Origin of the sequence: Streptomyces sp. NPDC093149 (genome assembly GCF_044754145.1) — a bacterium.
Taxonomy (GTDB): domain Bacteria; phylum Actinomycetota; class Actinomycetes; order Streptomycetales; family Streptomycetaceae; genus Streptomyces.
In genome coordinates this window covers 230,419-243,412 of the sequence record NZ_JBIVON010000010.1, presented here as the reverse complement: position 1 = coordinate 243,412, position 12,994 = coordinate 230,419, and the positions used below count along the sequence as shown (strand labels likewise).

Genomic DNA, 12,994 nt, shown 5'->3' with positions numbered 1-12,994 from the left:
TGCCGGTTCCGCCGCCCCCGGCGGCTGGTGTTCAGTCGCGCCGGGAGGCCCGGACGATGCGGGCGACGATCTCCTCCGCGACGGCCTCCATGTCGGCGTCCACGACGAGGTCACGTGGATCCGCAGGAAGATGCCCCACCAGCCGAGCCCGTCCATCCGGGCGGCCTCGACGAGTTCGCGCGGGATCGCGAGGAAGCACTGGCGCAGCAGGAAGATCGCGAGGCCCGCCGGCCCTGGTCAGCAGGTCCGCGTTGCAGAAGAGGTACTGGGTGGACGTCCGGATCGGCAGCGAGCGGAGCCTGCCCTGCCAGGAGCTGACCCCGTACTGCTCGTGGGTGACGGCGGCCCTGGCCCGGCCGGCGATCGGAGTGAGGTCGGTGAGGAAGCCGCGCGCGCTGAGTGCCGGTACGCGGGGCTGGTCGACGGCGTACACGTCGATCGCGTCGTCCTTCGCGGAGAGCCGCAGCTGGAGGACGTCACCGAGTTGGTCCGGCGGTACGGGGGTGTAGTCGATCCGCAGGTCGGGATTGGCCCGCTCGAAGCCTCGGACGACCGCCCGGAACGTCTCGGGGGTCTCCGGGCCGAGGAACCGTACCGCTGTTCCGCCGTCCGCCGGACGACCGCCCGAGCAACCCGCCAGGACCGCGGCCGACGCCGCGCCGAGCGCGGCACCGAGCACGGTTCTGCGGCTTGGAGAGCTCGTCATAAGGCTCTCCGGCCTGCGACGGACATCAAGTCTCCAAATCGTTTTGCATCCCTGACACGGCGCATGTGCGGCGCGATCGCAAGCACCATACAAAACGTTTTGCACAATGGATAGAGTGACCTCGAACACCGGGACAACATTCCCGGACGACAGCGGGAGGCCGATGGTGCAGGGCGGGAGCCGGGTCAAGATCGTGGATGTCGCGTCCGAGGCGGGCGTCAGCGTCACCACGGTCTCCCATGTGCTGAGCGGTCGACGCCCCGTGTCGGCCACCACCCGTGCCCGGGTCGAGGACGTCATACAGCGCCTCGGCTACCAGGCCGACCCGTCGGCGCGCGGCCTGCGCACCCAGCGCACCCGCACCCTGGGGCTGGTCGTCCCGGACATCACCAACCCGTTCAACACCTCGATCGCCGCGGGCATGCAGGAGATCGCCCTGGCCCACGAGTACCTGACGGTGGTCTGCGAGGCCCCCATGGACGGCCCGCACCTGCCCGCGGTGATCCGGCAGCTGGTGGCGCGCCGCATCGACGGCATCGTGATCGGCCGGTACGGCGCCACCAAGCGCGACCTGGACCGCGTCGTGGCGTCGGGATCCAAGCTCGTGCGGCTCGGAGGGCGGCTGGAGCCGGCGCTCGGCGATGTGGTCAGGGCCGCCGAGACCGAGGGAATGCACGACCTGGTCAGCCATCTGGTGGGCCGCGGCTACCGGCGGATCGCGTTCATCGGCGGCACACCGGGGGTGGAGCCGGGCGGCGAGCGGTTCACGGGCTACCGCAAGGCCCTGGAATCGGCCGGGCTGCCGGTCACGGACGAGCTCGTCGTCTGGACCGGCTTCACCCGCGAGGGCGGGCGGGCCGGGGCCGCGGCCGTGCTGAACGCGGCGGAGCGCCCGGACGCCGTGGTGTGCGCCAACGACTTGATCGCGATCGGCGCACTGGACACGGCACGGGCCGCGGGGCTGCGCGTGCCGCACGACGTGGCGATCACCGGGTACGACGACATCGAGGCGGCCTCACTGGTCTCCCCCGCGCTCACCACCGTGCTCAACCCGGCCCGCGAGATCGGGCGTTCGGCCGCACAGCTGCTGGTCGACCGCCTCGACGGGGACGTCGCGGGGGCGGCCAGGGAGATCGTCCTGGCCCACCGGCTGGTACCGCGCGAGTCCGCCTGAGCGCACGGGGAGGTGCCGGGTACGGCGGTCAGATGAAGTTCAGCGCCGCCGCTCCGCCCAGCCCCCCGAGCACCATGAAGGCCGGCATCAGTACCTTCAGCTCCACCCAGCTGCCGGCCCTGAACCGCATGCCCTTCGGCGGCCCGATCGGGTACCAGCGCTTGCGGCCCAGCGGGATGGGCCACAGGATCGGGCAGCCGGAGACGGTCAGCGCGTCACCGATGTCGTGGACGAGCGCCCCGAGCACGATCGGCAGCCCGAGCCACAGGTACTCCTGGCCGGGGGCGCTGAACAGCCAGTCCGAGCCGTTGCCCGGCTTGTCCAGGACACCCGCCAGTATCCAGGCGCTGGTCGCGCCGAGCAGCCACACCAGGACGTCGCTGGACATCCGGGCGGCCCGCCACAGCAGCCCTTCGACGGCGAGCACCAGGTGGACGAAGAGAATCGCCAGAACTGCCCACCGACCGCCGGTGATCGCCGCGCCGGAGGCCCCGGCACCGATCAGGACCGCCCAGAGCCAGGTATGGGTCAGCGTCCGGTGACCGCCGTTGCGACGCGGATCGCCGGAGCCCCGGGTCGCCTTGTAGACCGCGTGCGAAAGCTTGTCGACGATCTCGCAGAGACCCCTGGAGACCGGCCCGAAGGCGCGCGAGATGGTGGCGGACTTGTGGTCGAGGTCCGGGGCGAGCGCGGCCCCGGCGGTGATCAGGGCGCCGACGACCAGAACGGGCCACGGCATCGCGTGACCGGCGGCCGCCGCCGCCGCGCCCACCCCCAGCCAGGCCGCTGCCCCTGACAGAGAATGTGCCGGTCCCATCATGGTTCTTCCCGCCCCCAAAGTCGTCCTGCCGCCATTGCCGCCCAGGCACGGCCGAGTTGAGTGGGCAGCGTATCGTCCGTGATCTTCGTGCGGTCGTCCGGTTCCCTCATCCGGACGGAAGACAGGCAAGATGGGGGCGTGACCCTTATCGATCAGCTGCCCCCGACCGACGACCCCGACGCCCTCTTCGAGGCTTTCTCGTCCTGGACCGAGACACGGGGCATCACCCTCTATCCCGCTCAGGAGGAGGCGCTGATCGAGGTGGTCTCCGGCGCGAATGTGATCCTTTCCACCCCGACCGGCTCCGGGAAGAGCCTGGTCGCGGCCGCTGCGCACTTCACGGCGCTGGCCCAGGACAAGGTCACCTTCTACACCGCGCCGATCAAGGCACTGGTCTCGGAGAAGTTCTTCGACCTGTGCAAGCTGTTCGGTACGGAGAACGTCGGCATGCTCACCGGCGACGCCTCCGTCAACGCCGATGCCCCGGTGATCTGCTGCACGGCCGAGGTGCTGGCCTCCATCGCGCTGCGTGACGGAAAGTACGCCGACATCGGCCAGGTAGTGATGGACGAGTTCCATTTCTACGCCGAACCGGACCGCGGCTGGGCCTGGCAGATCCCGCTCCTGGAGCTCCCGCAGGCCCAGTTCGTCCTGATGTCGGCCACGCTCGGCGACGTCAGGATGTTCGAGGAGGACCTGACCCGCCGCACCGGCCGCCCCACCTCCGTGGTGCGCTCCGCGACCCGGCCGGTGCCGCTCAGTTACGAGTACCGGCTGACCCCGATCACCGAGACCCTCACCGAGCTGCTGGAGACCAGGCAGTCGCCGGTGTACATCGTGCACTTCACCCAGGCCGCGGCCGTCGAGCGGGCACAGTCGCTCATGAGCATCAACATGTGCACCAAGGAGGAGAAGGAGAAGATCGCCGATCTGATCGGCAACTTCCGCTTCACCACCAAGTTCGGCCAGAACCTTTCCCGCTACGTGCGCCACGGCATCGGGGTGCACCACGCGGGCATGCTGCCGAAGTACCGGCGTCTGGTGGAGAAACTCGCCCAGGCGGGCCTGCTGAAGGTGATCTGCGGTACGGACACCCTCGGCGTCGGGGTCAACGTACCCATCCGCACCGTGCTGTTCACCGCGCTCACCAAGTACGACGGCAATCGCGTCCGCACGCTGCGCGCCCGGGAGTTCCACCAGATCGCGGGCCGCGCGGGCCGGGCCGGATTCGACACGGCGGGCTTCGTCGTGGCACAGGCACCCGAGCACGTCATCGAGAACGAGAAGGCCGTCAAGAAGGCGGGCGACGACCCCAAGAAGAAGCGCAAGGTGGTCCGCAAGAAGGCCCCCGAGGGCTTCGTCGCCTGGTCGGAGACCACCTTCGACAAGCTGATCCAGTCCGATCCGGAGCCGCTGACCTCCCGCTTCCGCGTCACGCACACGATGCTGCTGTCCGTGATCGCGCGTCCCGGCAACGCCTTCGAGGCGATGCGGCGCCTGCTGGAGGACAACCACGAACCGCGCAGGGCCCAGCTGCGTCACATCCGCCGGGCCATCGCGATCTACCGCTCGCTGCTGGACGGCGGTGTCGTGGAGCAGCTCGACGAGCCGGACGCGGAGGGCCGGATCGTCCGGCTCACCGTCGATCTCCAGCAGGACTTCGCGCTCAACCAGCCGTTGTCCACCTTCGCGTTGGCCGCATTCGACCTGCTGGACCCCGACTCCCCCTCGTACGCCCTGGACATGGTCTCCGTCGTCGAGTCGACGCTCGACGACCCGCGGCAGATCCTCGCCGCCCAGCAGAACAAGGCACGCGGCGAAGCGGTCGGGCAGATGAAGGCCGACGGCGTCGAGTACGAAGAACGCATGGAGCTGCTCCAGGACGTCACGTACCCGAAGCCGCTGAGCGAGCTGCTGTGGCACGCGTACGACGTGTACCGCAGGAGCCACCCGTGGGTGGGCGACCATCCGGTGTCGCCGAAGTCCGTGATCCGTGACATGTACGAACGCGCCATGACGTTCACGGAGTTCACCTCCCACTACGAGCTGGCCCGCACCGAGGGCATCGTGCTGCGCTATCTCGCGAGCGCGTACAAGGCCCTGGAACACACCATCCCGGACGACATCAAGTCCGAGGACCTCCAGGACCTGATCGCCTGGCTCGGCGAGATGGTCCGCCAGGTGGACTCCAGCCTGCTCGACGAATGGGAGCAGCTCGCCAACCCGGAGGTGGAGACCGCCGAGGAGGCGCAGGAGCGGGCCGACGAGGTCAAGCCGGTCACGGCCAACGCCCGCGCCTTCCGGGTGCTGGTCCGCAACGCGATGTTCCGCCGGGTGGAGCTGGCCGCGCTGGACAAGGTCGGTGAACTCGGCGAGCTGGACGGCGACGCGGGCTGGGACGAGGACGCCTGGGGCGATGCGATGGACGCCTACTGGGACGAGTACGACGATCTGGGCACGGGTCCGGATGCCCGCGGGCCGAAGCTGCTGAAGATCGACGAGGACGCCGCGCACGGTCTGTGGCGGGTCCGGCAGACCTTCGCCGACCCGAACGGCGACCACGACTGGGGCATCAGCGCGGAGGTCGATCTGGCCGCGTCCGACGAGGAGGGCCGGGCCGTGGTCCGCGTCACCTCCGTCGGTCAGCTGTGAGGGCGTATCGCTGTGGGGGCCGCGCCGCTGCGAGAGTGGAGACGAACCACATGACGAACCCGGCCGAGCGCCTGGTCGATCTGCTCGACCTGGAGCGGATCGAGGTCAACAAGTTCCGTGGGCGCAGCCCCCAGGAGTCCCTGCAGCGGGTCTTCGGCGGACAGGTGGCCGGGCAGGCCCCGCGCGGTCGGCCCGCTGGGCGACGACCCGCCGCCCGTGGAGTGGACGCTGATCGACCGGCAGTCGGAGGGTGAAGGGCTGCAGCGGTTCGTCAGCCTGACGTTCCGCCGTACCGGCGCCTGAAGTTGCTCAGCCCCGTTCACGGGTGCGCGTCGTCACCGTGGCGGGGCCTCGAACCTCGACTTCCTGGTCCAGGGCCAGGCGTGCTGCCAGTTGCACCAACAGGGAAAGCACTGTCCGAACGGGACTATGAAACCCTGACGCCGGTCGGAGTGTCACCGGGTTTTCTCCGGGCGCAGAGATTTCGCCCCGCGGCTTCGGGGTCCTCTTCCGGCCGGTACGTGTCGCCCGACCACGCGATGCAGTTCCACCGCGGAATGGTTCCTCTACGACCAGGAGTCGCCGGTCGCCACGGGCGGACGGGGGCTGGCGCGCGGCCGGATCTACGACCGCGGGGGGAATCTGCTGGTCTCCGTGGTTCAGGAGGGGCTTTTCCGCCGCCTGGGCGCGTAGCCGGGCGGGGGCTCAGATGCCGGGGAGCGGGTCCTGCTCGACCTCGTGGCGGCGGGTGCGGATGTCCGGGGACGCCGGGTGCAGTTTGGCGTCGCAGGCGGGGCCGAGGCCGGTGCGGCGTGAATCCGTGCCGGTGAGCGGGCGGCCGCACATGCGGCAGCGCACCACCCGGCGACGGGTGGTGCGGTCGGCCGGGCCGTCGTCGGGCAGGGGATCGATCCCGGATCCGGGGAGGGGTTCGGCAGAGTCCACGGATCGATCTTCGCAGGACGCCCGTCTACTGTGCGACTTCCGAACAGCACACGACGGAGGAGTTCACGGGTGAGCAGCGTGCTGACACTGGAGTCGGTCCCCCGGCCGAAGAAGGACAGGAAGGCGGAACAGGACGGCGTTCCGGACGCGGTCGATCCCATCGGTCATGTCGTCAGGTTCGCCGACGAGGTCGGTGGCGAGTCCCGGGTGGTCGCCCATGTGGAGCGCGAACTGCCGCCCGGCGGGATACCGGCGTACCTCGCGGCCCGCAAGACGGGTGCGCGTTCCTTCGTCCTGTGGGCCGATCCGGAGCGCCGGACCAGGCTGGCCACCCTGTCCACCGCGTCCGCGGCCGACGGCGTCGCCACGTATCAGGTGTGGGGCGCGCAGGGCGAGCTCATCGGCACGCTGGTCCGTGAGAAGGCCCTCTGCGGCAAGGGGCTGCGGACCCGCTGGACGGTCGCCCAGCCCGGTTGCCCGGAGGCCGTCGGCCTCAAGGGACGGATCTTCTGGTGGTACGTGTGGTGGCTGCTGTTCCCCGTCCAGGTGGCCATCGGCGTGGGCAGTGTCCTGAGCGGCGGCGGCGATGTGGCGCGCGGGCCGCGGCGCATCGTCTGGCGGGCCGGCGAGGAGATCCCACTGGAGTTCTGGTCGGACGGCGACGAGATCCACGTCCACGCGCCATGGGTCGACCGTCGGCTCGCAGCCGCGCTGACGGCGCTGATCCGCACCTTCGACAGCTGGCTGGGTACTCCGTGGGACGACGGGCAGAAGTGAGCCGGGCGCGGCCCCGGTCCTGCGGCCCGCCCGGTCAGAGGGCGAGGACTCTGGCCTTCTGGGCCTCGAACTCGCTGTCGCTCAGCACTCCTTGGCTCTTGAGGTCACCCAGCACCTTGAGCTGAGCGATCTTGTTGCTCATCTCGTCCTCCTGCGCGAGGGACGTGGGCACGGGGGACGGGGGCGTTGTGGGGGCGGGCCGGGCCTGCGCCCGCACGGCGTCCTGCTGCGCCCAGCGGCCCGCCTGTCGCCGGGAGACCCGGTTGGAGACCGAGGTGGCGGTTCCGGCGATCACCGCTGTACGGGCGACACCGCGAAGAAGGCCTGGCATGGTGGATCTCCTTTGACTGGCTCCACGGGAACGGTCGGCAGGTCCGAGCCGCGCGGGGACGGTCGGTCCGACGGGACCGTGGACGGCTCAGGTCCTGGCCTCGGCCGCGTCGAGCGAGGCCAGGACCTCCTGGATCGGAATACGGCCGTCGGCGACCACTCGGCCTCCGGAGCGGCGCAGGGCGGCCGCGAACGGTCCCGCCCACACGTTCTCGTAGATGAGGATTCCGGCGGCGCTGCCCGGTTCGAGGATCGCGCTCGCCTCGTCGATGTCCTCCTGGCCGAGCAGGCCCGAGGACGCTCCTTGGAACACGGTGAGTGCGTCGCCGCCGTCCCCGGTCAGTTCGGAGAGCTCCACTCCGTCGACCGTGCCGTCCTGGTTCTTCCTGACGAAGGTCAGATCCAGGATGCGGATGATGCCCCGGTCGACGAGGTCGACCAGCATCGGCAGTCCTTCTCCCGTCATCCGTCTGCCCGCCGGGAACTCGACCACCAGGTAGTCGATCGGTCCCGTCTCGTCGCTCTCGCCGCTCACGCCAGCTCCTCAGCATCTCGACTGTCCCGGGTCCGCCGCAGACCACGGCCTCCGCCATTGCACCAGCGGGTGGGCCGGAACGCATCTCGGTCCCGGACGCGGGTGGGCGAGGGACCCGGGTGCGCCATCGGGCGGACAGCGGCTCGCCCCGATGGGCGAGCGGGGCGAGCCCTGACCCCTTCTGTCCCCCGCCGCCACGGCTGGTTGTCGCGCCCGGACGGCCTGCCGGGCGGGCCCGGATTCCGTCCGCCGGGGCGTCCTCCTCTGTGTCGACGCGGCCCCTGGCTCGGATCCTGCCGGTCCCGCTCCGCCGGGCGGGTGAAGGGCGACGTCGCGGGAGCCGCGCGCGGGCGCGCGCTTCGCGGTAACGAGTGCTGACAGGACGGGAGGCCTGCCCGTCGGTCCTGCTGAGTCACCTGTGACGTACGTGAGCGTCTCGTCGAAGGTGTGGCGGGCGGGGCATCGACGACGGCAGGCCGGGCGCGGCTCAGACCGCCTTCTTCTCCTGCGGACTCGCGCACAGCGCCCAGAGGATGAAGACATTGATCGCGATGAGCACGATCGACCACAACGGGTAGAAGGGCAGCCACACGAAGTTGGCGAGTGCGCCCAGGCCTGCCAGCACGATGCCGACGACGCGTGCCCACGCGGCCCCGGTGAACAGCGCACAGCCGGCGAGGAGGATGACGATGCCCAGAATGAGGTGGATCCAGCCCCAGCCGGTGAGGCTGAACCGGAAAATGTAGTTGTGCGTGGCGAAGAACACTCTGTCCCTGCTGATGGCGGCGATCCCTTCGAAGATCGCCATCGCCCCGCCGAAGATCATCAGAATTCCGGCGAAAGCGGTCCAGCCGTACTGGAAGGGATGGTGCGAACTCGGGACGGTGTCACGCGCCACACTCGGCCCGCTGCTGGTACTGGCCATATCGGCCTCCTCGGGTAGCAGAGCCATCCGGCGGACCCGAGTGGGCCCGCCCGAGCGTCTCCGCACCAGCGTGGCACGTCCGTACCGGGTCAGCAGAACGACCACGTCCGGCCGACTCCCCGCCAGGAATTCTCCAATCAGAGATATCCTCTCCATTATGAGAGAATCTGGTGCGGCAGAGCCCGGCTCCGTCGATGCCCGGCTCGCCGCGCGGCTGGGCGAACTGCGCACCGAACGCGGCTGGTCGCTGGACGAGCTGTCCCGGCACAGCGGGGTGAGCCGCTCCACGCTGTCCCGTCTGGAACGGGGCGAGTTGAGCCCGACCGCCGCTCTGCTCGGCACGTTGTGCACGGTCTACGAGCGGACCATGTCGCGGCTGCTGATGGAAGTGGAGGCGGAGCCACCGCAACTCGTTCCCGCCGCGCGGCAACCGGTGTGGCGGGACGAGGCGTCGGGCTTCGTACGCCGCTCCATCTCGCCTCCGCACACCGGCCTGCGCGCGGAGATCATCGAGGGCACCCTCGACGCGGGGGCCGCCATCGCGTACGAGAACGCACCCGTGCCCGGCGTGGAGCAGCACGTCTGGGTGCTGGCGGGGATGGTCGAGATCACCGTCGACGGCATCGTGCACACCGTGCGCCGCGGTGACTGTCTGCGCTTCCGGCTGGCCGGCCCTTCGCACTTCCACTGCCCGGGACCCGAGCAGGTCCGCTACGCACTGGTGATCGTCCTGCCATGAGAACCGCAGGAACCGTGAACGCCGCGAGAGGACTCACTTCATGATCGAGATCGTCCCGGTCTCCGGACCCGAACTGGTCACCTGCGCCGACGAGTTGGCCGCCCTGCTGGTGGAGACCGTGAACGGCGGATCGTCGGTGGGGTTCCTCGCTCCGCTGGAGCGCGACACGGCCGCCGCCTGGTGGCGGGAGAGGGCCGGGGCGGTCGACGCCGGACACCTCCGGGTGTGGATCGCCCGGGACGCGGAACGGGTGACCGGAACCATCGGCCTGGTCCGGGCTCCGTTGCCGAACGCCCGCCACCGCGCCGAGGTGGCCAAGCTGATGGTCCGTCCGTCGGCCCGCGGCCAGGGGGTGGGCCGGTCGCTGCTCGCCACCGCCGAACAGTCGGCCGCGGAGTCGGGGATCACGCTGCTGGTCCTGGACACCGAGAGCGGCAGCCCCGCCGAACGGCTCTACCGTTCGGCGGACTGGACGGAGTGCGGATCGATTCCGGACTACGCCGCCGATCCGGCGGGGGTCCTGAAGCCGACGACCCTCTACTGCAAGGCGGTCGGATCCGTCCGGGAGACATCCGGTCGCGCGGCAGGCCGGACCGCGCCCATGCCCTCGCGTTCGTAGGCGACGACACCCCCCTCACCGGCAGGGATGCCCACGGCCCGCGATGGCCTGGATCTCCTGGGCGAGGCACAGGAGTTCGGTGGCCTCACTCGTACCGGCGCTCGGGACCGCCCCTCGGGATCGACGGTGCGCGCGGGCGGGACAATGGCCCTGGAAGTCCGACTACGAGGAGACCTCATGGCGCTGTACGACATTCCCCTGCGCACGCTCACCGGCGAGCCCACCTCCCTGGCCGACTACCGCGGCCGGGCGGTCCTGTTGGTGAACGTCGCGTCGAAGTGCGGACTCACCCCGCAGTACGCCGGCCTGGAACGGCTCCAGAACGCGTACGGGGACCGCGGCTTCACGGTGCTCGGCGTGCCGTGCAACCAGTTCGCGGGGCAGGAGCCGGGGACGCCGGAGGAGATCCGGACGTTCTGCTCGACGACGTACGGTGTCAGCTTCCCGCTGCTGGAGAAGACCGACGTCAACGGGGAGGGACGCCACCCGTTGTACGCCGAGCTGACCGGCCTCGCGGACGAGGACGGCGAGGCCGGTGACGTCCAGTGGAACTTCGAGAAGTTCCTCATCTCGCCGACGGGTGAGCCGGTCGCGCGACTGCGCCCGCGCACGGAGCCGGAGGACCCGGAGCTCATCGCCGCCATCGAGTCCCAGCTGCCCGCCTGACCGTTGCCGGTGCCGCGGCCGGAAGGTGAACCCTTCCGGTCGCGGCACTAACGGATCGGCATGCCCGAGAGGGTGCGGGCGATGACCAGGCGCTGGATCTCGCTCGTGCCCTCGAAGATCGTGTAGATCGCCGCGTCGCGGTGCATCCGCTCCACCGGGTACTCACGGGTGAAACCGTTGCCGCCGAGGATCTGGACGGCCTGCGCGGTGACCTTCTTCGCCGTCTCGCTCGCGTACAGCTTGGACATGGAGCCCTCGGCCGAGGTGAACGGCTTGCCGGTGGTCGCCATCCAGGAGGCGCGCCAGACCAGCAGGCGGGCCGCGTCGATCCGGGTGCGCATGTCGGCGAGCTGGAAGGCGACGCCCTGGTTGTCGATGATCGGCCGGCCGAACTGGGTGCGGGTCTTCGCGTAGTCCAGCGCGACCTCGTACGCCGCGCGGGCGGTGCCGACCGCCATGGCGCCGACCGCGGGGCGGGATGCCTCGAAGGTGGCCATCGCCGCGTTCTTCACCCGCTCGCCACCGGACGCGGCGCACTCACGGGCCCGCGCCAGGCGCTGGTCGAGCTTCTCCTTGCCGCCGAGCAGGCAGTGACCGGGAACCCGGACGTCCTCCAGGACCACCTCGGCGGTGTGCGAGGCACGGATGCCGTGCTTCTTGAACTTCTGCCCCTGGGAGAGACCGGGGGTGTTCGGCGGCACGATGAACGAGGCGTGTCCCTTGGAGCCGAGCTCGGGGTCCACCACGGCGACCACGACATGGACGTTGGCGATGCCGCCGTTGGTCGCCCAGGTCTTCGTGCCGTTCAGCACCCACTCGTCCTTCGCCTGGTCGTACACCGCGCGGGTGCGCATCGAGGCGACGTCGGAGCCCGCGTCCGGCTCGGAGGAGCAGAAGGCCGCGACCTTGACATCGTCCGCGTCGCCGTACATCTGCGGGATCCAGGTGCCGATCTGCTCCTCGGTGCCGTTGGCGAGGACGCCCACGGCCGCCAGGCCCGTACCGACGATCGACAGGGCGATGCCCGCGTCGCCCCAGAAGAGCTCCTCCATCGCCATCGGGATGCCGAGGCCCGTCGGGTCGAAGAACTGCTGGGCGTAGAAGTCGAGGGAGTAGATGCCGACCTTGGCCGCCTCCTGGATGACGGGCCAGGGTGTCTCCTCACGCTCGTCCCACTCGGAGGCCGCCGGACGGATCACATCCGCGGCGAAGCCGTGAAGCCAGTCACGGACCTGCTTCTGGTCGTCGTTGAGTTCGAGCGTGAACTCGGCCATGTTCCCCTCCACGTACTGCCCTGAAAGAACCACTCGTTACTTGCGGTAACCGCAGTCTGTTACCGACAAGTAGCCCATGTCAACCGCCCGGGTGCCGATCCGCACACCACAGGGCAGGGTGTTACGTTGCGCAGGCAGGACGCAATGTGCACGGCAGGGGCGGGGAGAGGGCGACATGGAGACCACACGACAGGCCGAGCGGCAGCGGACAGCGGCCGAGAGCCGCCGCCGCGAGCTGCTGGAGGCCGCCGACCGCGTGGTGCTCAGGGACGGGCCGGGGGCCTCGATGAACGCCATCGCGGCGGAGGCCGGAATCACCAAGCCCATTCTCTACCGGCACTTCGGCGACAAGGGCGGCCTCTACCGCGCTCTGGCCAAGCGCCACACCGACGCCCTCCTGATCGCCCTGCGGGCCGCGCTCGACGCACCCGCCGAGCGCCGCAGACGCGTGGAGTCCACGCTCGACACCTATCTCGCGGCGATCGAGGCCCGACCTCAGGTCTACCGGTTCCTGATGCACCCGTCCGACGACTCGGCCCCCTCGACCGAGCAGGGCTTCGATGTCGGCCGGCACTCCGCGCCGCTGCTGCGGCGGCTCGGCGAGGAGCTCGCCCTGGTGATCGCCGAGCGGGTGGACCTGGGTCCCGACAGCGAGGCGATGGCCCGCATCTGGGGCCATGGCATCGTCGGCATGATGCATGCCGCAGGTGACTGGTGGCTGGGTGAACGCCCTTGTTCGCGCGAGCAGTTGGTACGCAGCCTGGCGGATCTGCTGTGGGGCAGGCTGGCCGCCGCGGGCGACCGGCCCGGGGGCCCCGGGTTCTGAGCGGGC

The 12,994-nt window shown here is 70.2% G+C and carries 15 protein-coding genes, 1 tRNA gene and 1 pseudogene; 9 read left to right on the top strand and 8 right to left on the bottom strand.

Annotation, left to right across the window (positions count from 1 at the left end):
• Window positions 1–31: 31 nt before the first annotated feature.
• Entirely contained in the window at window positions 32–706 is a 675-nt protein-coding gene (locus ACIQCZ_RS28420) for an ABC transporter substrate-binding protein (RefSeq protein WP_402286073.1), read from the bottom strand.
• Window positions 707–821: 115 nt separating this feature from the next.
• On the opposite strand from ACIQCZ_RS28420, the gene ACIQCZ_RS28415 reads away from it, so the two are divergent.
• Complete coding sequence (locus ACIQCZ_RS28415) at window positions 822–1,880, top strand: LacI family DNA-binding transcriptional regulator (RefSeq protein ID WP_402286070.1); 1,059 nt, start codon at window positions 822–824, stop codon at window positions 1,878–1,880.
• Window positions 1,881–1,908: 28 nt separating this feature from the next.
• Here the strand turns inward: ACIQCZ_RS28415 and ACIQCZ_RS28410 are convergent, their stop codons facing one another.
• Complete coding sequence (locus ACIQCZ_RS28410) at window positions 1,909–2,700, bottom strand: metal-dependent hydrolase (protein WP_351084779.1); 792 nt, start codon at window positions 2,698–2,700, stop codon at window positions 1,909–1,911.
• A 78-nt stretch (window positions 2,701–2,778) separates the two neighbouring features.
• Here ACIQCZ_RS28410 and ACIQCZ_RS28405 point away from each other — a divergent pair, with 78 nt between their 5' ends.
• Both ACIQCZ_RS28405 and ACIQCZ_RS28400 read left to right on the top strand, forming a co-directional pair.
• Window positions 2,779–5,352 carry a DEAD/DEAH box helicase gene (locus ACIQCZ_RS28405; protein ID WP_402286068.1) on the top strand — a complete coding sequence of 858 codons (2,574 nt, stop codon included), beginning with the start codon at window positions 2,779–2,781 and terminating at the stop codon, window positions 5,350–5,352.
• Window positions 5,353–5,402: 50 nt separating this feature from the next.
• A complete protein-coding gene (locus ACIQCZ_RS28400; protein WP_402286066.1) occupies window positions 5,403–5,606 on the top strand; it encodes a hypothetical protein in 204 nt (67 codons plus the stop codon).
• A gap of 80 nt (window positions 5,607–5,686) precedes the next feature.
• Here ACIQCZ_RS28400 and ACIQCZ_RS28395 read toward each other — a convergent pair.
• Window positions 5,687–5,760: transfer RNA gene (locus tag ACIQCZ_RS28395), tRNA-Gln, on the bottom strand.
• A 116-nt stretch (window positions 5,761–5,876) separates the two neighbouring features.
• Here ACIQCZ_RS28395 and ACIQCZ_RS28390 point away from each other — a divergent pair.
• A pseudogene (locus tag ACIQCZ_RS28390) lies at window positions 5,877–6,045 on the top strand (acyl-CoA thioesterase); the annotation flags it as partial.
• 12 nt (window positions 6,046–6,057) lie between these two features.
• Here the strand turns inward: ACIQCZ_RS28390 and ACIQCZ_RS28385 are convergent.
• Complete coding sequence (locus tag ACIQCZ_RS28385; protein ID WP_402286064.1) at window positions 6,058–6,297, bottom strand: DUF6011 domain-containing protein; 240 nt, start codon at window positions 6,295–6,297, stop codon at window positions 6,058–6,060.
• Between the two features lie 69 nt (window positions 6,298–6,366).
• Here ACIQCZ_RS28385 and ACIQCZ_RS28380 point away from each other — a divergent pair, with 69 nt between their 5' ends.
• Window positions 6,367–7,074, top strand: coding sequence for a hypothetical protein (locus ACIQCZ_RS28380; protein WP_402286062.1), 708 nt, complete (start codon window positions 6,367–6,369; stop codon window positions 7,072–7,074).
• Window positions 7,075–7,108: 34 nt separating this feature from the next.
• Here the strand turns inward: ACIQCZ_RS28380 and ACIQCZ_RS28375 are convergent, their stop codons facing one another.
• The 3 genes from ACIQCZ_RS28375 to ACIQCZ_RS28365 all read right to left on the bottom strand — a co-directional run bounded on the left by ACIQCZ_RS28375 (window position 7,109) and on the right by ACIQCZ_RS28365 (window position 8,864).
• Window positions 7,109–7,405, bottom strand: coding sequence for an SHOCT domain-containing protein (locus ACIQCZ_RS28375; protein ID WP_402286060.1), 297 nt, complete (start codon window positions 7,403–7,405; stop codon window positions 7,109–7,111).
• Window positions 7,406–7,492: 87 nt separating this feature from the next.
• Window positions 7,493–7,870 (bottom strand): DUF6325 family protein, encoded by a 378-nt coding sequence (locus tag ACIQCZ_RS28370; RefSeq protein ID WP_376285463.1) that lies wholly within the window; start codon window positions 7,868–7,870, stop codon window positions 7,493–7,495.
• A gap of 556 nt (window positions 7,871–8,426) precedes the next feature.
• Entirely contained in the window at window positions 8,427–8,864 is a 438-nt protein-coding gene (locus ACIQCZ_RS28365; protein WP_402286058.1) for a hypothetical protein, read from the bottom strand.
• A 157-nt stretch (window positions 8,865–9,021) separates the two neighbouring features.
• Between ACIQCZ_RS28365 and ACIQCZ_RS28360 the strand changes: the two genes are divergently transcribed.
• The 3 genes from ACIQCZ_RS28360 (at window position 9,022) to ACIQCZ_RS28350 (ending at window position 10,888) form a co-directional block, all read left to right on the top strand.
• On the top strand, window positions 9,022–9,603 hold the full coding sequence (locus tag ACIQCZ_RS28360) for a helix-turn-helix domain-containing protein (protein ID WP_402286057.1): 582 nt from the start codon (window positions 9,022–9,024) through the stop codon (window positions 9,601–9,603).
• A gap of 40 nt (window positions 9,604–9,643) precedes the next feature.
• The gene (locus ACIQCZ_RS28355) at window positions 9,644–10,222 is read left to right on the top strand and encodes a GNAT family N-acetyltransferase (protein WP_402286055.1); all 579 of its coding nucleotides are present in this window, start codon (window positions 9,644–9,646) and stop codon (window positions 10,220–10,222) included.
• Between the two features lie 177 nt (window positions 10,223–10,399).
• Window positions 10,400–10,888 (top strand): glutathione peroxidase, encoded by a 489-nt coding sequence (locus ACIQCZ_RS28350; RefSeq protein ID WP_402286053.1) that lies wholly within the window; start codon window positions 10,400–10,402, stop codon window positions 10,886–10,888.
• A gap of 47 nt (window positions 10,889–10,935) precedes the next feature.
• Here ACIQCZ_RS28350 and ACIQCZ_RS28345 read toward each other — a convergent pair whose 3' ends face one another.
• Window positions 10,936–12,162 (bottom strand): acyl-CoA dehydrogenase family protein, encoded by a 1,227-nt coding sequence (locus tag ACIQCZ_RS28345; protein WP_402286051.1) that lies wholly within the window; start codon window positions 12,160–12,162, stop codon window positions 10,936–10,938.
• 175 nt (window positions 12,163–12,337) lie between these two features.
• On the opposite strand from ACIQCZ_RS28345, the gene ACIQCZ_RS28340 reads away from it, so the two are divergent.
• Window positions 12,338–12,988, top strand: a complete 651-nt coding sequence (locus tag ACIQCZ_RS28340; protein WP_376221062.1) for a TetR family transcriptional regulator — start codon at window positions 12,338–12,340, stop codon at window positions 12,986–12,988.
• Window positions 12,989–12,994 lie beyond the last annotated feature (6 nt).

What these genes read in the sequence shown, in the direction of transcription:
- ACIQCZ_RS28350 (WP_402286053.1), top strand. Translation starts at nt 10,400, where the DNA reads ATGGCGCTGTACGACATTCCCCTGCGCACGCTCACCGGCGAGCCCACC.
- ACIQCZ_RS28400 (WP_402286066.1), top strand. Translation starts at nt 5,403, where the DNA reads ATGACGAACCCGGCCGAGCGCCTGGTCGATCTGCTCGACCTGGAGCGG.
- ACIQCZ_RS28365 (WP_402286058.1), bottom strand. Translation starts at nt 8,864, where the DNA reads ATGGCCAGTACCAGCAGCGGGCCGAGTGTGGCGCGTGACACCGTCCCG.
- ACIQCZ_RS28375 (WP_402286060.1), bottom strand. Translation starts at nt 7,405, where the DNA reads ATGCCAGGCCTTCTTCGCGGTGTCGCCCGTACAGCGGTGATCGCCGGA.
- ACIQCZ_RS28360 (WP_402286057.1), top strand. Translation starts at nt 9,022, where the DNA reads ATGAGAGAATCTGGTGCGGCAGAGCCCGGCTCCGTCGATGCCCGGCTC.
- ACIQCZ_RS28355 (WP_402286055.1), top strand. Translation starts at nt 9,644, where the DNA reads ATGATCGAGATCGTCCCGGTCTCCGGACCCGAACTGGTCACCTGCGCC.
- ACIQCZ_RS28340 (WP_376221062.1), top strand. Translation starts at nt 12,338, where the DNA reads ATGGAGACCACACGACAGGCCGAGCGGCAGCGGACAGCGGCCGAGAGC.
- ACIQCZ_RS28345 (WP_402286051.1), bottom strand. Translation starts at nt 12,162, where the DNA reads ATGGCCGAGTTCACGCTCGAACTCAACGACGACCAGAAGCAGGTCCGT.
- ACIQCZ_RS28370 (WP_376285463.1), bottom strand. Translation starts at nt 7,870, where the DNA reads ATGACGGGAGAAGGACTGCCGATGCTGGTCGACCTCGTCGACCGGGGC.
- ACIQCZ_RS28420 (WP_402286073.1), bottom strand. Translation starts at nt 706, where the DNA reads ATGACGAGCTCTCCAAGCCGCAGAACCGTGCTCGGTGCCGCGCTCGGC.
- ACIQCZ_RS28410 (WP_351084779.1), bottom strand. Translation starts at nt 2,700, where the DNA reads ATGATGGGACCGGCACATTCTCTGTCAGGGGCAGCGGCCTGGCTGGGG.